At 54.2% G+C, this 18,953-nt stretch carries 17 protein-coding genes and 1 pseudogene; 7 read left to right on the top strand and 11 right to left on the bottom strand.

Features of this window, described 5'->3' with window-relative positions:
- Positions 1–20 precede the first annotated feature (20 nt).
- From ACOTZD_RS08205 to ACOTZD_RS08195, 3 genes are read left to right on the top strand one after another with little or no spacing between them, the layout of a single operon-like run.
- The gene (locus ACOTZD_RS08205; RefSeq protein ID WP_003863089.1) at positions 21–491 is read left to right on the top strand and encodes a MarR family winged helix-turn-helix transcriptional regulator; all 471 of its coding nucleotides are present in this window, start codon (positions 21–23) and stop codon (positions 489–491) included.
- A complete protein-coding gene (locus tag ACOTZD_RS08200) occupies positions 488–1,555 on the top strand; it encodes an HlyD family secretion protein (protein WP_086527941.1) in 1,068 nt (355 codons plus the stop codon). Before ACOTZD_RS08205 ends, ACOTZD_RS08200 begins: the two co-directional genes overlap by 4 nt.
- A complete protein-coding gene (locus ACOTZD_RS08195; protein WP_003863094.1) occupies positions 1,545–2,621 on the top strand; it encodes a DUF2955 domain-containing protein in 1,077 nt (358 codons plus the stop codon). The genes ACOTZD_RS08200 and ACOTZD_RS08195 overlap by 11 nt, the downstream gene beginning before the upstream one ends.
- Here the strand turns inward: ACOTZD_RS08195 and ACOTZD_RS08190 are convergent.
- The 3 genes and pseudogenes from ACOTZD_RS08190 to ACOTZD_RS08180 all read right to left on the bottom strand — a co-directional run bounded on the left by ACOTZD_RS08190 (position 2,618) and on the right by ACOTZD_RS08180 (position 5,338).
- Entirely contained in the window at positions 2,618–3,889 is a 1,272-nt protein-coding gene (locus tag ACOTZD_RS08190) for a DUF445 domain-containing protein (protein ID WP_032608445.1), read from the bottom strand. The genes ACOTZD_RS08195 and ACOTZD_RS08190 overlap by 4 nt on opposite strands.
- Positions 3,890–3,892: 3 nt before the next feature.
- Complete coding sequence (locus tag ACOTZD_RS08185) at positions 3,893–4,546, bottom strand: LysE family translocator (RefSeq protein ID WP_129329558.1); 654 nt, start codon at positions 4,544–4,546, stop codon at positions 3,893–3,895.
- 48 nt (positions 4,547–4,594) lie between these two features.
- Positions 4,595–5,338: pseudogene (locus ACOTZD_RS08180) on the bottom strand (helix-turn-helix domain-containing protein).
- A 151-nt stretch (positions 5,339–5,489) separates the two neighbouring features.
- Here ACOTZD_RS08180 and ACOTZD_RS08175 point away from each other — a divergent pair.
- Complete coding sequence (locus tag ACOTZD_RS08175) at positions 5,490–6,860, top strand: NAD-dependent succinate-semialdehyde dehydrogenase (protein ID WP_136466950.1); 1,371 nt, start codon at positions 5,490–5,492, stop codon at positions 6,858–6,860.
- 52 nt (positions 6,861–6,912) lie between these two features.
- On the opposite strand, the gene ACOTZD_RS08170 is transcribed toward ACOTZD_RS08175, so the two are convergent.
- The gene (locus tag ACOTZD_RS08170; protein ID WP_003856615.1) at positions 6,913–7,458 is read right to left on the bottom strand and encodes a YfaZ family outer membrane protein; all 546 of its coding nucleotides are present in this window, start codon (positions 7,456–7,458) and stop codon (positions 6,913–6,915) included.
- Positions 7,459–7,869: 411 nt separating this feature from the next.
- Between ACOTZD_RS08170 and ACOTZD_RS08165 the strand changes: the two genes are divergently transcribed.
- The 3 genes from ACOTZD_RS08165 (at position 7,870) to ACOTZD_RS08155 (ending at position 11,725) form a co-directional block, all read left to right on the top strand.
- The gene (locus ACOTZD_RS08165; RefSeq protein WP_045342559.1) at positions 7,870–9,228 is read left to right on the top strand and encodes an esterase-like activity of phytase family protein; all 1,359 of its coding nucleotides are present in this window, start codon (positions 7,870–7,872) and stop codon (positions 9,226–9,228) included.
- Between the two features lie 219 nt (positions 9,229–9,447).
- Positions 9,448–10,470 (top strand): glycosyltransferase family 8 protein, encoded by a 1,023-nt coding sequence (locus ACOTZD_RS08160; RefSeq protein ID WP_129329559.1) that lies wholly within the window; start codon positions 9,448–9,450, stop codon positions 10,468–10,470.
- A complete protein-coding gene (locus tag ACOTZD_RS08155; RefSeq protein ID WP_063158654.1) occupies positions 10,457–11,725 on the top strand; it encodes an O-antigen ligase family protein in 1,269 nt (422 codons plus the stop codon). The genes ACOTZD_RS08160 and ACOTZD_RS08155 overlap by 14 nt, the downstream gene beginning before the upstream one ends.
- 37 nt (positions 11,726–11,762) lie before the next feature.
- Here the strand turns inward: ACOTZD_RS08155 and yjiA are convergent, their stop codons facing one another.
- The 7 genes from yjiA to hpaA form a co-directional block, all read right to left on the bottom strand.
- Positions 11,763–12,716: a GTPase gene (gene yjiA / locus ACOTZD_RS08150; protein WP_174402128.1), complete on the bottom strand. Its 954-nt coding sequence runs from the start codon at positions 12,714–12,716 to the stop codon at positions 11,763–11,765.
- A 10-nt stretch (positions 12,717–12,726) separates the two neighbouring features.
- Positions 12,727–12,930, bottom strand: a complete 204-nt coding sequence (locus ACOTZD_RS08145; protein WP_003856610.1) for a YbdD/YjiX family protein — start codon at positions 12,928–12,930, stop codon at positions 12,727–12,729.
- A 65-nt stretch (positions 12,931–12,995) separates the two neighbouring features.
- Positions 12,996–15,149: a carbon starvation CstA family protein gene (locus ACOTZD_RS08140; protein WP_003856608.1), complete on the bottom strand. Its 2,154-nt coding sequence runs from the start codon at positions 15,147–15,149 to the stop codon at positions 12,996–12,998.
- Between the two features lie 219 nt (positions 15,150–15,368).
- On the bottom strand, positions 15,369–15,626 hold the full coding sequence (locus ACOTZD_RS08135; RefSeq protein ID WP_003856607.1) for an HTH domain-containing protein: 258 nt from the start codon (positions 15,624–15,626) through the stop codon (positions 15,369–15,371).
- Positions 15,627–15,746: 120 nt separating this feature from the next.
- A complete protein-coding gene (locus ACOTZD_RS08130; protein WP_003856606.1) occupies positions 15,747–16,256 on the bottom strand; it encodes a 4-hydroxyphenylacetate 3-monooxygenase reductase subunit in 510 nt (169 codons plus the stop codon).
- Between the two features lie 17 nt (positions 16,257–16,273).
- On the bottom strand, positions 16,274–17,836 hold the full coding sequence (gene hpaB / locus ACOTZD_RS08125; protein WP_010427196.1) for a 4-hydroxyphenylacetate 3-monooxygenase, oxygenase component: 1,563 nt from the start codon (positions 17,834–17,836) through the stop codon (positions 16,274–16,276).
- Positions 17,837–18,013: 177 nt separating this feature from the next.
- Positions 18,014–18,946, bottom strand: coding sequence for a 4-hydroxyphenylacetate catabolism regulatory protein HpaA (hpaA, locus tag ACOTZD_RS08120; RefSeq protein ID WP_045331730.1), 933 nt, complete (start codon positions 18,944–18,946; stop codon positions 18,014–18,016).
- Between the last annotated feature and the right edge of the window lie 7 nt (positions 18,947–18,953).

Here is an 18,953-nt window from a genome sequence, read left to right as displayed (position 1 = left end):
GTACTACGAGAGGGCTCCCCATGAGTGAAGAAGATCTGTTTAGCCGCAGGCCGATGGGCATGCGGATGGCGATGATCGTGCGTCAGTGGCGCGCAGTCATCGACGACGCCATTCTCGACACCGGGTTAACCCAGTCGAGCTGGACGGTGATGATGCAGCTTCATCAACTCGGGGATAACGTCTCGGTCAGCGAGCTGGCGGAAGTGCAGGGCATTGAACTGCCTCCCCTAATGCGCACGCTGACACAGCTGGAAAAGCAGGGCTACCTGCTGCGCACCGTCTCGCCGTATGACAAGCGTATCCGGCTGCTGACGCTGACGCCTGAGGGAAAAGCCATTCTTGAAAGGCTCTCTCAGGTGATTGAGACGTTCCAGGCGCGCGTATCGCAAAACATCGCGCCGGAACATATCGATATTTTCAGCGCTACTCTCAATCAAATCGCCTGCAATTTGCGGACAATCCGCGAAGAAGATAATAAGACCGAAAAATAATGACTCCTGAACAAAAGTTTGCCCGCTGGGTAAGGGTGAGTATTGCCTCTTTCCTGCTGATGTTTGTTTACTTTATCGTCGCGGATATCTGGATCCCGCTGACGCCGGACTCCACCGTGATGCGCGTGGTGACCCCGGTGTCTGCCCGCGTCTCCGGGTATGTGGCGGCGGTACATGTCCATAACAATAGCCAGGTTAAGAAAGGCGATCTGCTGTTTGAGCTCGACGCCACGCCGTTTCGCAATAAGGTCGAGGCGGCGCAGATCGCGCTGGAACAGGCGCGTCTGTCTAACGATCAGCTGGATGCGCAGATTGCCGCAGCGCAGGCCAGCCTGAAAACCGCCGTGCTGACCGCGCGTAACGACAAAGTGACATTCGACCGCTACCAGAAACTGAGCACCTTGCAGAACGTATCGCAGGCGGATCTGGATAAGGTCCGTACCACCTGGCAGAGCAGCGAGCAGTCCGTCAGCTCGATCCAGGCGAATATTCATAACCTGCGCATTCAGCGCGGCGAGCGGGATGAGCACCGTAACGTGACGCTGCAAAAATACCGTAACGCGCTGGATGAAGCGGAGCTGAATCTTGGCTGGACGAAGGTCTACGCCGAGGCGGACGGCACGGTCAGTAACCTGCAATTAAGCCCCGGTTTTTACGCCTCATCCGGTTCGGCTGCGCTGGCGCTGGTGAACACCCGGATCGATATCGTGGCGGATTTCCGCGAGAAGAGCCTGCGTCATACCCATCAGGGGACCGACGCTGCCGTGGTGTTTGACGCCTTCCCGGGGCACGTTTTCCGTGCCCACGTTACCAGCAGCGACGCGGGGATCCTCGCCGGACAGGAGGCCGTAAACGGTCAACTTTCTGAACCGGAAACCTCCAACCGCTGGGTGCGTGATGCCCAGCGTATGCGCATTCACGTAGCGCTGGACGAAGCCTTACCGAAGCCGCTGCCGACCGGCGCGCGCGCCACCGTGCAGCTCTACAACAGCGAAGGGCCGTTTGCGCGATTCTTCTCCGGGATGCAAATCCATCTGGTGAGCCTGCTTCACTATGTCTATTAGCACCCTGGCACGGGTATTTACCCCGCACGGCAACATCGTCTATACGGCAAACGACTTTCGCCAGACCCTGCGTATCGTCTTTGCCGGGATGATTGCGCTCAGTATTTCGAGTTTCTACAACACCAGCTACGGCGTGTTTTTTGTGGTCTACCCGATCATGCTTCTCTCGCTGGTACCGGTGTTTAATCGCCACGTGGCGAAGCAGTTTATCTTCAGCGCCTCGCTGAACTGCGTCGAAATGGTGTTGATTATCGGCTATCTGTCGCAGTGGCCGGTCATCATGACGCTGGTGGTGTTTGCCCTGTACGTGATGCGTTTTCGCTTTATGAGTAAGGGGCCGCTGTTCCTGTTCGGCTCGATGGGCGTGGTTTGCCAGAGCGTGATGCTCAACTTTATGAGCTACCCCACCACCAACTGGCACACGCTTTTATTCTCTAACATCGAAGCGAGCGTGATGGCGGTGTGCCTGAGCGCGCTGATGAACTACCTGCTGCCGGACGTGGAGCCGCGTAAGCCGCCGCCGCTGATTGAGAAAGACGATGCCCGCGTGCGCCACGAGTCGCTGCTATCCGGCACCGTGGCGACGCTGATTTTCGTCGTGTTCCAGATTAGCGACTTAAGCGATTCGCTTTCGGCGCTGATGGCGGGGATTTTGATCCTGTTCCCGATGCACTATCGCGGCTCGGTTATCAGCTCCATCTGGCGCGTGGTTGGCGTGGTGCTGGGGTGCCTCTATATCCTTGTCGTCCAGCTTATCCTCTACGATCACAGCAGCCATATGCTGCTGATGATGCCGCTGATTGGCCTTGGACTGGCGTTTGGCGCGCGTCTGCACGTAATGGAGAAGGTCGGCGCCGGGGTAGGCTTCGCCAGTATCACCACCATCGGCATTATGTTCGGGCAGAACATGCACCCGGACAGCGACCTGGTGTTCAGCGATCTGTACCGCATCACCTCCGTTACCTTCGCGCTGGTGGTCACGCTGACGATGGTCTTTCTGGTGCACCTGATCCTGAATCGCTTCGAGGCGACGCGCTACGTTATCGCGCCGCCAAAAGCGGATTAATGCCCCAGCACGGCGGGTAGCTGCGAGAGCAGAAACAGGATCAGGCCAATCGTACCGCCCACCAGGGTACCGTTAACGCGAATGAACTGAAGATCTTTACCGATATTGAGTTCTATCTGGCGTGACATGTCTTTGGCATCCCAGCTTTTCACCGTGTCGCTTATATGGCGCGTCAGGAACGCGGCGAAATCCGGCGCCACGCGGTGCGCGGCCTGCTCCAGATGCTCATTCAGCGACGCCCGCAGGCTGGCGTCGTTGGTCAGCGTTTCGCCAAACCACAGCCCGGCGTTGGCGATACGCTGCTTCACGCGGGAATCATCGCTCTGCATGTCATTTTTCAGCCACTGGCGCAGGTCAGCCCACATTTCCCCCAGATAGCGGTTAAAGGCCTCATCATTCTTGAGGTAGTGTTTGATATTCTCGGCTTTCGCCGTCATCTCCGGATCGTTTTTCAGATTGTCGATGAACTTGATTGTGGCGCGGTCAAATGCCTGACGGATCTGGTGCGTACGGTCGTGGCTGATATCGTCCAGCAGCGTGTTCACCGCGTTCGACACCATCTCCGCGCTTTGATCGCCCAGCCACTCGGTGGGCAGCACCATGGCCTTGCGCGGATGCTCGGTCTTAAGCCAGTGAACGATCTGGTCAGCAATAAATTCCCGCGTGCTTTCCCGCTGAATCAGGGTAATCAGGCGGTTTATGATGGCGTCCAGCAGCACCTGGTGACGGTTGTTTTTGGTCATGCTTTCCAGCATGACGGCGCTGGTCTCGGTTAAATCGACCTTGTCGATAGCCTTATGCACCGCGCGTTTGAGCAGGCGCTGGATGCGCCCATCGTCGGTAAGTTCCAGAAAACCGCCCATCACCTGCACCAGATGCTGCCCCACGCGCCGGGCGTTATCGGGCTGGCTGAACCAGGTCCCAATCATCTGTGCGGGCTCGTAGCGACGGATAAGATCGACAAGGGATTGCGTATCGAGAAACTTTTCCTGCACGAACTGGCCGAGATTGTCGCCGATGCGGTCTTTATTGCGCGGGATAATCGCCGTATGGCGCGAGATAAAGGGAATGGGCACCCGGCGGAACAGCGCGACAACGGCAAACCAGTCCGCCAGCGCGCCAACCATCGCCGCCTCGGCAATGGCCTTTACGCCGCGCACCCAGAAGGTTTGCGGCATGAACAGGGTGGTGATAAACGCTGCGACGGCAATCAGCAGCAGCGACAGCGCGAGAAGCTTGGCGCGTTTGAGTTCGGTATGCTTTTCCATGGGTTAAGGATAGAGGGATACGGGGGAAAAGTGCAAAAACCGCCACAGCACCCACCCACCAAACCCCATCAATACCACCCCCGCCGTGCGCTCTATCAGCCAGAGCGAACGGCTGAGCTTTCGCTGAACCGCCGGTAACCCCATCAGCGACACCAGCGCAAAATCCCATACCAGTACTACCATCACCATCCAGACGCCGCAGGTCGCCTGCTGAAGCAGCATGACGTCCGGCCCGAGTAACGCCGTCATTAGCGCCAGGTAGAACAACGCGTTTTTGGGATTTAACAACGCCGAACCCAGCCCCAGCAGGATCTGCTTACGCAGCGAAGGGCAGCGCTCATGTGTTTCCTTTAGCGCCAGCGTCTGCGGTCGGCTGCGTACAAGATGCGAGCCGATCCAGAGCAAATACAGTGCACCGGATAATTCAATCAACGTGAACAGCCACGCGAACTGACGCAGCGCGCTCCATCCTATAATGACCAGCAAAATGTAAAGCCCGTTTCCTGCCGCTATCCCGATGCACAATCCGGCGCTGCCGCGCAGACGGTAGCGGGCGGCGTAGCCCATCAGCAGGAAGAAATCCGGGCCCGGGCTTAACAGGGCAACAAAATGCGCCAGCGCCAGGGCGAGAAAAGCGGAAGGGAAGAATAGTTCCATAGCGACCTCAGAATGCAAAACTGGGGCCAGACTACGAAAACACAGAACCTATTTATTGTCTGTTATTGATCGGCCCGTAGCGTACTGGCGCGGTGTGGCGGCGGTGTAGCGCACAAAGGTCTTATGAAAATGGCTCTGGTCGGCAAACCCGCTCTGGTAGCCGACATCGGCAATGTCGTCTCCGGCACGCAGCCGCGCTTTGGCGTACTCCACGCGGGAGACGTTGAGAAAGCTGACCGGCGTCAGGCCGGTGTCCTTCTTGAAGGTACGGATCAGCGTCTCCTTGCGCAGCGAGAATCGTTGCGCAAGTGCGTCGAGGGAAGGCGGGTTGGAAAGATTGGAAAGAAATGCCTACTGAACCTGCTGGCTGGTTGATCCAGGCTTTTCTCCCTCATCCATGCAATGGGGAAGGGCAGTAAGCAGCCTGTCCACGGACGCAGGGGACATCCTCTCAACAACTTCCCGGTAATACATAAACAGCGTAGCGTTGCGAATCACCTGAACCGCAAGGGGAAGATCCGTATCAATATAAAGCATATGATAACTACGCGGCTGCCCGGCAACAGGGTTGCAGCTGTGTGGGACATAAGCCGGGATCACAATCAGGTCTCCGGGCTGGAGGATGTATTCTCTGCCATTACACACGCAGCATGTCTGGCCTTCCACAATCGCGCCGATGGAGAGCTGCGGGTGACAATGACGCTTATAGGCCTGCGTGCTCTGCCACGTGCTGCGCAGCTCAAGGCCTGAGGCGCGGTGAAAAGTCTGCCGGATGTGTCGGGTATCGGTCATATGAACTCCTTCTGGACGTTTTTTATACCACGTCAGCGAACCGTCTGGCAGCGCTTCATTAAGAACCTTCCGTATATACCCAACTTTACCTTCATTGCCAGTCACATTGACTACCCTTAATACCCTAAGCGGTAAAACAAGGAGATTCGATATGGCTTACCAGACAGTAAATCCTGCCACGAACCAGCTCATCAAAGAATATCCCTCTCACACTGACGCAGACGTTGAAGCGGCGCTGAAGGCAGCCGATGCGCTCTATCACTCCGACTGGGCGAAAGGTGACATAAGCCAGCGCCTGCCGGTGCTGCATAAGCTGGCGGACCTGATCGACGAACGCGCGGAGGATCTGGCGAAAATCGCCAGTCAGGAGATGGGTAAGCTCATCGAACAAAGCCGCGGTGAAGTGAAGCTATGCGCGCAAATCGCCCGCTACTATGCTGACAACGCGAAGCAGTTCCTGGCCCCGGTGAAGTATGACTCTGAACTCGGGGAAGCATGGGTTGAACATCACCCCATCGGCGTGCTGATGGCCGTCGAACCATGGAACTTCCCATACTATCAGCTGATGCGCGTTCTGGCGCCAAACCTGGCAGCGGGCAACCCGGTGATCGCCAAGCATGCCAGTATCGTGCCGCACTGTGCAGAAACCTTTGCACAGCTGGTACGTGAAGCGGGCGCGCCGGAAGGGGCGTGGACCAACCTGTTTATCTCGTCCGAACAGGTGGCGAACATCATCGCCGACGATCGCGTACAGGGGGCGGCGCTGACCGGTTCAGAAAAAGCGGGTAGCGTGGTTGCGGCACAGGCTGCGAAACACATCAAAAAATCGACCCTTGAACTGGGCGGGAACGACGTCTTCGTGGTGCTGGACGATGCGGATCTGGAGAAAGCCGTGAAGATCGGCGTTAACGCGCGGCTTAATAACGCCGGGCAGGTCTGTACCGCGGCGAAGCGCTTTATCCTGCATGAAAAGATTGCAGACGCCTTCCTGAACAAATTCACCGAGGCGTTTAAGCAGGTGAAGATTGGCGATCCGCTGGACGAAAGTACCACGCTGGGGCCTTTGTCATCCAAAGACGCGCTGGAGACGCTAACTAAACAGGTTAACGAGGCGGTGAAAAACGGCGCGAAGCTGCACCATGGCGGCAAGCCGGTTCAGCGTGACGGGAGCTTCTTTGAGCCGACCATCCTGACCAATATCTCGCGCGATAACCCGGCGTATTTCGAAGAGTTCTTTGGTCCGGTAGCGCAGATTTATGTGGTGAAAGACGACGACGAGGCGGTTGCCCTGGCGAACGACTCCCACTACGGTCTGGGCGGAGCGGTGTTCAGCCAGAACATCGAGCGCGCGAAGAAAATGGCGTCGCGCATTGAGACCGGGATGGTGTACATCAACTGGCTCACCGATACGGCGGCAGAACTGCCGTTCGGCGGCGTAAAACGTTCGGGTTACGGACGCGAGCTGTCGGATCTGGGGATCAAAGAGTTTGTGAACCAGAAGCTGGTGGTGGTGCGTAAGTGACGTAGTAATAAAAAACCTGCCGAAGGGCAGGTTTTTTTATCTATCAGGTGGCTTAGAAGCTCACGCCGCCGCCGAAGTAAGCGCCGTCTACCAGCGTGTGGTTTGGACGACCGTCTTTGCCATCAACGCTCACGTGGCGGTATCCCACTTTCAGCGTAACCGGTTTGACCGGGGTCCAGCTTACGCCGCCGTTAGCTTCAACGTAGTTCTTCACGCTGTTGTTCAGTCCGTCTGGCGCAACGTAGCCTTCACCGAATACCCTGATGCTGTCGGTCAGGGCAACGTTCACACCGCCGCCGACCGGGAACGCCACGCCGTTATCGCCTTTCTTCGGGCCAACGTAGAGGGCCTTAGCGCCTGCGTTCAGCATTACCGGGCCGACCTCGAAATTGTAGCCTGCGCCCACGCCACCGGTCGTGGTGCCGTCGTCGGTGTTTTTCAGCCAATTACCTTCGGTGTACAGACCGGAAGTTGATTTGCCCATTTCCACATTCAGATTGGTAAAGTTTTTACCCTGCTCAATGCTGCCGCCCATTGCCAGTGCGGAGCCCGATACGGCGGTGAGAGCAGAAAGGATGAGAACGTTAAGCTTTTTCATGCGTGTTTCCTCGTCATCAAATTAATCTGAGGGCACCTTAACAAGGGATGTTTATGACTGCAAATGTGATGGGTATCGCAGTTTTATGCTGTTTTTGTTGGTTTTTTTAATCTTAAATGTTGATGAGATGTTTTTATGGCAGATCGTCAATCCTCAATCCATTCGTGTTTAGGGAAAGTTTATATTTTTGGCTAAACGTTTAATGAACGAGGCGAAGAAAGCCGTTTGAGGTGAATTAATTAATTTTCTAATAATTTCCAAAAGTATTTCGGCTGTCACAGATCAAGACAGAGGTTTACATTTCTGGTGATTGCTATACGTATTTCTTTGCCGATCCGCTGTCTTTTCATGTCATTTTTCTGACACGTTTCTTCATTACGTTGTTGGCTTCACTTACTGGATGCTAACAATATGAAAAGAAAAATTATTCCTGTGCTTATCGGTTGTGCGCTCTCTTTCTCTGGCCTGGCTGCGCAGCCTACCGCTGAGCGCTATATCGTCAGCTTCCCTGACGGCTCCCATGTGAAATACAGCGGCGCGTTTGCCGATGCGTTCCCGAACGGGCTCCCGGTGGGGATGGGTTCTGGTCTGCTGTTTACGGGCAAGCAGGGCGATGCGCTGACGTTTGCGACCGTGACCGATCGCGGTCCTAACGCGGATTCGCCAAAAATGGGGAAAAACGATGCCAAAATATTTGTTACCCCGGATTTCGCTCCGCTGCTGATGACGATCCGCGTGCAAAACGGTAAAGCGGAGGCCGTGGACGCGCGACCGCTGCATGACGATAAAGGCGAGATCAACGGCCTGCCACTGCAAAGCGGTGTGATTGGTTCCACCAATGAAGTCGCGCTAAGCGACACCTTAAAAGTACTGAAAGGCGATAACCGCGGGCTGGATACGGAAGGCATCACGTCGGACGGGAAGGGCGGCTACTGGCTGTGCGATGAGTATGGCCCGTTCCTGATTAACGTCGACAGTAAAGGGAAAATCCTCGCGATCCACGGTCCGCAGGCGACGCAAGGGGAGAAATCCATCGCGGGCGGTCTGCCAAACGTTATCAAATGGCGTCAGGCAAACCGGGGCTTTGAAGGCCTGACCCGCATGCCGGACGGACGGATTATTGCCGCCGTGCAAAGCACACTGGATATCGACGGGAAGAACAAAAAACAGGCGCTGTTTACCCGTCTGGTGAGCTTCGATCCGGCGACCGGGAAAACCGCGATGTACGGCTACCCTGTCGACAGCACGGCCTACAGCAAAAACAGCGACGCCAAAATCGGCGACATAGTGGCGCTGGATAACCACACCATCCTGCTGATTGAACAGGGTGAGGATAAAAATGACGCAATGCGTAACCTCATCTACAGGGTGGATCTGAGCAAGGCGAGCGATCTGGCCGCCTTCGACAAGCCGGGCGAATACCCGGAGTTTGACGATGAGAAAACGCTGGCGCAGCGCGGCATTACACTTGCTGAAAAAACGCAGGTGGTCGATCTGCGTGCGCTGGGCTGGCAGCAGGAAAAGGCCGAAGGACTGGCGCTGATTGACAGCAAAACGCTGGCGGTGGCGAACGATAACGACTTTGGCGTGAAGGTGGCGATGCACAACCCGGCCGAGGGCAAGAAGCTCAAGGATTACCGGGTGAACGCGGAAGGCAAGCTGACGCTGGATGATAAACCGGTGGAAACCACGCTCAGCGTGAAGCCGCTGAAGAAGCCGGAGTCCGACAGCGAGCTGTGGATTGTGACGCTGCCGGAGGCGTTGAAATGAGAGCGGATGGTTAATCAACCATTTTTGGAGTAATGCAGCACTATGCCCATGCGTCTATGGGTATAGTGTTTTTTTGTATATTATTCAAAAGGTTAGACGTGAATTTTTTCAAGGCTATCATGTTTTGTATGATTGCTAAACAAATTAGAGAAAGTACTGGGGAAGGCAGCTATTATTTGTTATCTTATGTATTATAAGTATTTTTGAGCTCGATAAATAATGATGAACCCAACCATTCTTAATTTAAACGAAAATATATTGGGCGTGCAAGTAACGAATTTTAATCTCGATGTTGAAGTTCAATATTCAGCAGTTGTTTATGGTGTCGATGAAAATTTTCTAAAGCACTGTGGGATCTCGATGTTATCAATTGTGGAAAAAACTTCGGAAGTTCCATTGCATTTTTTCATTATTACAGATAAAAGCAATGAAGTTGAGTTTTCCAGATTGCAGTCTATTATCAAGAATACTCAACATGCACTGACAATTATTATTGTATCTGCTGACGCGCTGGATGTTTTTCCTAAGAATTCAATTTTCCCGGTCTCAGTATATTTCCGTCTCCTGGCTCCGTATTTAATTAAAGAATATCGTTATTTTTTATATGTTGATGCCGATATTATAGCGCTGAATAGTATTTATGATCTATTAGAAAACCATAAGCCGATAAATAATATTTGTTGTGCTGTCATGGAGCCAGAGCATCAGACTGCTCTGTCAGAATCTATTAATATGCCTGGTTGCGATTATTTTAATTCTGGCGTTCTTTATGTTGATGCCAGAACGTGGAATGAAAATAAAATATCGCATAAAGTTTTTGAATGCTTACTGGAGCGCGGGGCTGACTTTAAGTATTTTGATCAAGATGCTCTTAATGTTGTCCTGAACGAAAAAATAATGTTTATAGATGGCAAGTATAATTGCCAAATAAAGGCAGGACACAAAAAGGAAGATTTCATGCGTGAACCACCCAATGAAACAGTTTTGTTACATTATGTTGGTAGCGATAAACCATGGCAGTTATGGAATCAACAGCAAATAAGCACCTACTATCGTAAATATAAAAAAATGTCACCCTGGTGTGATGTTGAAGATGTTAGTCCACGTTGTGCGAAAGAGCTAAAGAAATGCTATAAAACGCTTAATAATAAGAAACAGTTTATTGAAGCTTTCTGTATGTTTGTTCGTTATCATTTGGCTCGTTTCTTGGAAAAAAGGCAAACTAAACATGTTAAGTCGTGAATACATTAAAAGGTTAAATGTTAACATTATTTTCATTCTTATTGTGTTTACAGTTGGAAGCGATCTTTTTATAGAGGCTTATCCAAGAAAGCTATTTTACATTAGTTGTTATCTTTCTATTTTTGGCCTTCTTTTTTTGGAAAGTTGGAAGGGTTTTCGTCAATGGCTATTGAGTAATAAAATCGCAATAGCATTTTTGTTGAGCATTGTGCTTCTCGGTACCAGTAAGCTAATTTGGTCAATGATATTTCCATCGACACATTTACAGGATATTAAAGATAATTATTATGCTGGCGGAAAGTTGCTCATCCTGTCAGGAGTAATGGCATTTTATTTGCTTAAATCCGTAAATGTAATTTCAATCCAAAGCTGGAAATTCGCTGCTTGCACTAGCGTTGTTCTAGGTTTATTCACCGTTTGGTTTGGTTACCAGGAGCAAGTGACTGGTATAACCAGAATTAAATTACTAGCCGATGCTGCTACGACTACTGCTTATATAATGGTTGTTCAGTCAGTTCTGTGTTTTTCTCTTATTAAAAAAGCAGTTTCAAATCAGCTTTACCGTACTGTATTTTACATTGCTACATTTTTCATATTCTCTTATTTATTACTGATGACAGAAACCAGAGGCGCTATAGGCACTTTTTTCATTGTCTGCTTCGTCCTGGCATGTTTTGAATTGAGAAATGTAAAGCCTCGTTATTGGTTTTTAGCATTACTGGCAATATCCGTAATTGGTGGAGGTATAGCTTATAAGATGCAAAAGAGAATTGTTGAGGCTTATGATAATATCCAACAATTACAAAAAAATAATGCTAACACATCTTTAGGAGCACGTTTTGTTATGCTTGACGCAGGACAGCACGTAGCGAGTTTATCACTTTTTGGTCAAGATGCAGAACAGCGTTATAATAATGCAAGAGAATATATTGAACAAAACTATAAAAGTGCGGAAGCAGTCAGGGCTATAAAATATCATTTCCATAATGATATAATTGAAAGCTTTAGCTTACAGGGGTTTTTAGGCGTCATTGCTATTATATTGTTTTATGTCTCTGGTTTTTTAGCTTCTTGCGAAAAAAAGAATAAGTTCAATGTTGGGTTGCTGCTGTATATGTCAGCGCTATTTCTTATGGGATTGACAGATGTCCTCTTTATCCAACGAAATACAGCAATGGTAATTGGTGCTTGTGCTGTAATCTTACTTCTCTGCCAGAGAGATGAGAATAAAAAAATCGAAAGTGTGAGACAGTAATTAAATCAGGGCCATTAAAAATTGGCCCTGATGTATCTTATTTTTTCAGCCCCGCAAACGCTGCCCGAATTTCTTCTTCCGGCAGCTGTATTCCAATAAACACCATCACGCTGTGCGGCGTTTCATCGCCCCACGGGCGATCCCAGTCGGCGCTGTACAGGCGCTGCACCCCCTGGAACAGCAGGCGGTTCGGCTCGCCGTCGATCCACAGCATCCCTTTATAGCGCAGCAACTTGTCGGCAAACGACAGCAGCAGGTTTTCCATCACGCGGGAGACCTCGCTGATGTCTACCGGGTAGTCCAGCTCCACCACAATCGACGCCACGTCGTTTTGCTTGTCGGACATAAAGTGAAAGCGCGGTTTCGCGGTAACGTTCTCTTCCAGCATAAAGCCGTTGGTGTTGAACAGCTGAGCGAGATCGATATCGCCGTGCGTCACCGTATAAATGGGCGCACGCGAGTTGATGCGCGTCAGGCGCTCGCGCAGTTTTTCGCTTTCACCTGCCACGTCGGTTTTGGTCAGCAGGATGCGGTCGGCGTAGCCCAACTGAGACTGGGCGATGGTGAACTGGTTCATCTGCTCGTCGGCGTGTACCGCATCCACCAGAGCGATAACACCGTCCAGCAGGTAGCGCTGGCAGAGGATCTCGTGGGAGAAAAAGGTCTGAATAATCGGGCCGGGGTCGGCCATGCCGGTGCACTCGATCACCAGACGGTCGAAGACGATGTCACCGCGATCGCGGCTGTCGAGCAGGTCCAGCAGGGCGTCTTCTAATTCGTTAGAGCGGGTGCAGCAGATGCAGCCGTTGGTCAGGGTTTTGATCTGGGTGGCGCGGTCGCCAATCAGCTGATCGTCAACGGAGACTTCGCCAAATTCGTTTTCGATGACGGCGATTTTGAAGCCGTGCTGCTCGTTCAGAATGTGGCGCAGCAGGGTGGTTTTACCGGCGCCGAGAAAACCGGTCAGCAGGGTAACGGCAATCGGGGTCATGGTTTCTCCTTTAGCAGCAGCGGACGCCGCCTTCTCCACTTCCGCCGTAGCGCGCTTCCTGACGCTCGCGGAAGAATTCAGTGTAGGTCATGTACGGCTTATCCGGATGGTTGGTCTTCATATGCTCAACGTAGTTGTCATAGTCCGGAATGCCAATCAGCATTTTCGCCGCCTGACCGAGGTATTTTTTTGCTTCGCCTAAGTTACCAAACATTGAGGGTTCCAGATAGAAGAAGCCCGGAGGCGCGCAGCGATCCGGGCCTACAGTAACATGCTTAATTAATGGTGTGATGAGGTCTTCACGCCGCCTTCCGGCACCGGCACGTACGGGGTTTCTTTGTCCGTACGGCCCTCAACGTTACGCACTTTCATCCAGGTTTTGATGCCATAGAAGATAATGCTGTACACCACCACCAGGAACAGAATGCTCAGACCCGCGTTGGTGTAGTTGTTCACCACGATATGGTTCATGTTGGCAATCTGCTGCGCGGTCAGATCCGCGCCGCCTGCGGCAATCTTCTCTTTGTACTGGTTAGCCATGAAGAAGAAGCCTTCCAGCTGCGGGTTGGTGCTGAACAGTTTCAGACCCAGCGCCCAGGTAGTGCAGAGCAGCAGCCACAGCGCAGGCACCACGGTGACCCAGATGTATTTGGTGCGTTTCATCTTCACCAGGACAACGGTACCCAGCACCAGGGCCACAGCCGCCAGCATCTGGTTAGAGATGCCGAACAGCGGCCACAGGCTCTTAACGCCGCCCAGCGGGTCAACAACGCCCTGATACAGCAGATAACCCCACAGGCCTACGCAGCCCGCGGTACCCAGAACACCGGCCACCAGAGAGTCGGTTTTCTTCAGGAATGGCACGAAGTTACCCAGCAGATCCTGCAACATGAAGCGGCCTGCACGCGTACCGGCATCCAGCGCGGTGAGGATGAATAGCGCTTCAAACAGAATACCGAAGTGGTACCAGAAGCCCATGTCCGCCCACGGCAGCACTTTGTGGAACACGTGTGCGATACCCACCGCCAGCGTTGGCGCGCCACCTGCGCGGTTCAGCACGGACGGTTCGCCGATGTCTTTCGCGGTCTGCATGATCTGCTCAGGCGAAATTACGAAGCCCCAGGAGCTGACGGTCGCCGCCGCGTGTGCGCTGGCGTCTTTCAGCTGCGCCAGGATCAGCGCGGTATTTTCGCCGCCCATCTCATGCAGGTTTGGCATGGTGATGCCGAGACCCGCTGGTGGGGTGTTCATCGCAAAGTACAGACCTGGCTCGATAATCGACGCTGCAACCAGCGCCATGATCGCCACGAAGGACTCCATCAGCATCGCGCCGTAACCGATGAAGCGCGCGTCGGTTTCGTTGGCCATCAGCTTCGGCGTGGTGCCCGAGGCGATCAGCGCGTGGAAGCCAGACACGGCACCGCAGGCGATGGTGATAAACAGGAACGGGAACAGAGCGCCTTTCCACAGCGGACCGGTACCGTCAATGTACTGTGTCACCGCTGGCATTTTCAGCTCAGGATTGATGATCACAATCCCGATTGCCAGCCCGACGATCACGCCGATTTTCAGGAAGGTCGCCAGGTAGTCGCGCGGAGCCAGAATCAGCCACACCGGCAACAGCGCTGAGATGAACGCGTAACCGATCAGCGCGAAGGTGATGGTGGTGTCTTTAAAGGTCAGCGCCGGGCCCCAGTACGGGTCGTGCGCAATCACGCCGCCGAAGTAGATGGAGGCGACCAGCAGCACGATACCGATGACCGACACCTCGCCAACGCGGCCAGGGCGCAGGAAGCGCATGTAGATGCCCATGAACAGCGCAATCGGTACGGTAGAGCAGACGGTGAAGACGCCCCACGGACTTTCGGCCAGCGCTTTCACCACGATCAGCGCCAGCACCGCGAGGATGATGATCATGATCAGGAAGCAGCCAAAGAGGGCGATGGTGCCCGGCACGCGGCCCATCTCTTCTTTGATCATCTCACCCAGCGACGAACCGTTACGGCGCGAGGAGATAAACAGCACCATAAAGTCCTGCACCGCTCCCGCCAGCACCACGCCCGCCAGCAGCCAGAGCGTACCCGGCAGGTAGCCCATCTGCGCGGCCAGTACCGGGCCGACCAGCGGACCCGCGCCTGCAATGGCGGCGAAGTGGTGACCAAACAGCACGTAACGGTTGGTTGGCACGTAGTTCAGGCCGTCATTGTTAATGACCGCCGGGGTGGCGCGCGTCGGGTCGAGCTTCATGACCTTCTGCGCGATGTACAAGCTGTAGTAGCGATAAGCCACAAGATAGACGGAAACTGACGCGACCACGATCCACAGGGCGCTGACGTGCTCGCCCCGGCGTAATGCGACAACCGCCAGACAGAAAGCACCGATGATCCCGAGGATGGCCCAGGGCACGTGCTTAAGTAGTTTTTTAGTATCCATAGTAAGACCTGGTTTTTTATGTAAAGAAAAAAGGGTCAGGGTTCGTTGTGAGGAGGTATTGATTAATGCTGGAGCGATCGTGCCAGATCCTCGCGCGTATAAAGCACGGTAAATAGGTGAGTGGTTGAAAGCGATGCGTGAGCGGTCAAAAGCGAGGGTGAGTGGTTAAGGCTCACCCACGGTGGAAGAAAATATGTGATTGAGATCACTGAGAATAATCTACCCCTGCGGGGTTTCGTCGTTCGCTTCAGGGCAGTGCACGCAGCGGCAGGTCTGATACGCAGGCAGCAGCTGATAGCGCCCTTTGCCGTCGTGTTCAATAATCGGGGAAAGCGCCTGCAAATCGCGGTACACCGTGCGTTCGGTAATGCCAAATTTTTGCATCAGATCGCGGCGATTAACGCTTCCGTTGCGGTGCAGGGCAATAATGATGTCAACCAGACGTTCAGCCGAGCGGCTTCGGGGTGAAGGGGCCATAAGACTTTCCAGCGTTAAGGGGGCGCCTGACGACGTCGCCAGCCGCCCCGGAAAATTTATCTTATGGATAGTTAACGGCGCACCTTTGCGGAAACCTTAGCGTTTTTTTGTGCAACGGGATCAAACCGCGGCTTCCATCTCCATCATCACCGGGTGGAAACGGCGTTTGAAGTAGATCAGGCCGTGCCCCTCGCTGCTGAGGATGATGTTCTTAATCTCCACAAGGTAGACCAGATGGGTACCGATGGTTTGCACCTGGGTTATCTCGCCTTCCAGGCTTGCCAGAGCGCCTTTCAGCACCGGCTGCGCCAGCGGTCCTTTCTGCCAGCAGGAGAGAGCAAAGCGCTCCTCCATTGCCATGCCGGTCATCCCGGCAAAGTGGCGGGCCATGATCTCCTGCTCGTGGTTCAGCACGTTGACACACAGTTTGCCGTTGCCCTGGAAGACCGGGTTCATGGCGCTGTTGGCGTTGATGCAGACCATGACCGAAGGCGGGGTGTCCGTGACCGAACAGACGGCGGTGGCGGTAATGCCGCAGCGACCCGCATCGCCCTCGGTGGTGACCACATTCACCGCCGCCGACAGGCTGGCCATCGCGTCGCGAAAACGCAGGCGTTCTTCAGATTGCATTGAAACCTCCCGCTGCGTTATTTCAGCAGCTTATCCAGCATGTTGATATCAGTGTTGTTGTGCAGGTGTGGTACGGTCCAGCCGTGCTGGTCGTACTCGGACATGCAGCGGTCAACCATCGCCATCATCTTGTCCATGTTGCCGGAGCTTTGCGCCTGACGCAGGCATTGCAGGCGGATCTCATCCTGGCTACCGGAGTAGTTGATTTCGTACAGCTCGTGACGTCCGCCAAACTCGCTGCCGATGGCATCCCACATCAGTTTCAGAATCTTGATGCGTTCGACATGATCCATCCCGTTGGAGCCGCGCACGTACTTCGCCAGATACTGGTCGATCTGCGGGTTGTTCAGGTCCCGCGCGCTGGACGGCAGGTAGATCAGCCCGGAGGTCACGTTACGTTCGATGATGTTCTTGATCTTCGCATAGGCCATTGGCGCCATCACGCGGTAGGTCTGTAACGCCGCGTGGTCAGGCAGATACGCGCCGTTTACCCACGGCGTGGCTTCGGAGCACATGGAGTCGCTCAGCGCCCAGAACATGTTGCGCCACGCCACCACTTCGCCGAGATCCGCCTGCACGCCGCGGAACTCGAGGGTGCCGGTACACTCCAGCGACTTCTTCAGCAGAGCGGTGATGAAGTCGAGCTTCACTGCCAGACGCACGCAGGCCTGAAGCGGGTACATGCGGGCGAAGCCACCTTCCATCGTCCAGCGACGGCAGCGGTCGAAATCGCGGTAGATCAGCACGTTTTCCCACGGGATCAACACATGATCCATCACCAGAATGGCGTCGTTCTCGTCAAAACGGCTGGAGAGCGGGTAGTCGTACGGGGAACCGGTCGCCCCTGCCACCATCTCGTAAGAGGCGCGGGAGATCAGCTTCACCCCTTCGGCATCCATCGGCGCGACGAACATCAGCGCGAAGTCCGGGTTTTCGCCCATCACCTGCGCAGAGCCGAAGCCGATCATGTTGTAATGGGTCAGGGCGGAGTTGGTGGCCACCACTTTCGCGCCGCTGACGATGATCCCGGCGTCGGTCTCTTTCTCCAGCTTGATGTAAACGTCTTTCACCTCGTCTGCCGGTTTATGGCGGTCGATCGGCGGGTTGACGATGGCGTGGTTAAAGTAGAGGCCGGTTTCCTGAATACGTGTGTACCAGTTTCGGGCGTTCTGCTCGAACTGACCGTAGAAGGCAGGGTTCGCCCCCAGCGCGCAGCCGAACGCGGCTTTGTAGTCAGGCGTACGCCCCATCCAGCCGTAGCTCAGGCGCGACCACTCGGCGATGGCGTCACGCTGCTGGCGCAGATCGTCGGCGCTTTTTGCCACGCGGAAGAACTTATGGGTGTAACCGCCGCTGCCGGTGTCCGTGCCCCAGCAGAGGGTATCCTGCATGTCTGGCTTGTGCAGGGCATCGTACATCTGGGCGATGGACGCCGCCGCATTGCGAAATGCCGGGTGGGTAGTGACGTCCTTAACGCGCTCGCCGTAGATATAAATCTCACGGCCATCTTGCAGGCTTTTTAAATACTCTTCACCGGTTAACGGACGTTTGGCATCAGCGCGGAAATCTTCAGGCTTCATAGGGACCTCGTATCGGAAGATGGTTGTTAAATTTATGTTTTGTTTTTGTTGTTTAATTGAAGCGTGAGAGGGGCGGAACGTGAAGGGACGATTGGGACAACGGCAGGTACTTTTCGCGAGAGATCACAGAGTGTGATTTCCCTCACCCTAACCCTCTCCCAGAGGGAGAGGGGACGGTTACTCTCTCTCCCTCTGGGAGAGGGCAGGGGTGAGGGGAACAGGCGACACCGGTACTTTCTGCGCCCGGTATGCGCTGGGTGAGCACCCCGTCAGTCGGTTAAAAAAACGGGCGAAATAGGCCGGATCTTTAAAACCCAGCTGCCAGGCAATTTCGCTCACTGTGCTGTCGGAAAACAGCAGCAGGCGTCTGGCTTCCCGCAGCTGGCGGTCGAAGATCAGCCGTTTCGGCGAGCGGTTGGCGAAGCGGCGACAGATATCGGTCAGGCGGGATTCGGTGAGATGCAGTTCGCTGGCGTATTCCGGCACCGTCCAGTGCTCGTGGTAATGAGCATCTGTCAGCTGGTTAAAGCGCTGAAACAGCTTCAGCTCACCTCGCATGCCGCCGGACGCGTGGTCGTCGAGCTTCGCGTTGCGCAGCAGCAGGGTAAAAACGGCCTGCGCCAGCAGGACCAGCGTATGCTCGCGACCGGGCAGCTGTTCCGTGGATTCCCGGGCAATCAGCTGCCAGTAGTGCTTCAGCGCCGCCAGCTCATCAGGCTTGTCGGCAAGCGACAGGCAGATCCCCGGCAGGCCGAACGCTTCCCGCGTACCGGGGTAGAGTACTTCTAACAGCGGCCAGATGAGATCCTCGCGCACCGTCAGCACGTGGCCGTCGCTGTCGGATTCGGTGATAAACGCATGCGGTACCGACGGCGGCGTCAGCACAAACAGCGGCGCCTGCACCGAGTAACGGTGGTCGTCGAGCTGGAGCTCAATCTGCCCGGTGTCGAGAAAATGCATCTGAAAATACTGGTCGTGGCGGTGCGCCTGCATGTCGCGGCCAAAAAAGGCCGCCATGCGGGCGAACGACTGGTAGTGCACATCGTCGGTGCCCAGACTTTCGTCGTACTCCTTGCTGATATCGATGTTGGTGATGGGGCTCTGACACATAGCGGCT

Origin of the sequence: Enterobacter cloacae complex sp. SHL022, assembly GCF_049237785.1 — a bacterium.
Classification (GTDB): Bacteria; Pseudomonadota; Gammaproteobacteria; order Enterobacterales; family Enterobacteriaceae; genus Enterobacter; species Enterobacter hormaechei_C.
Note: the sequence above shows the minus strand (reverse complement) of the source record. Positions and strands in the feature narration are given on the sequence as shown.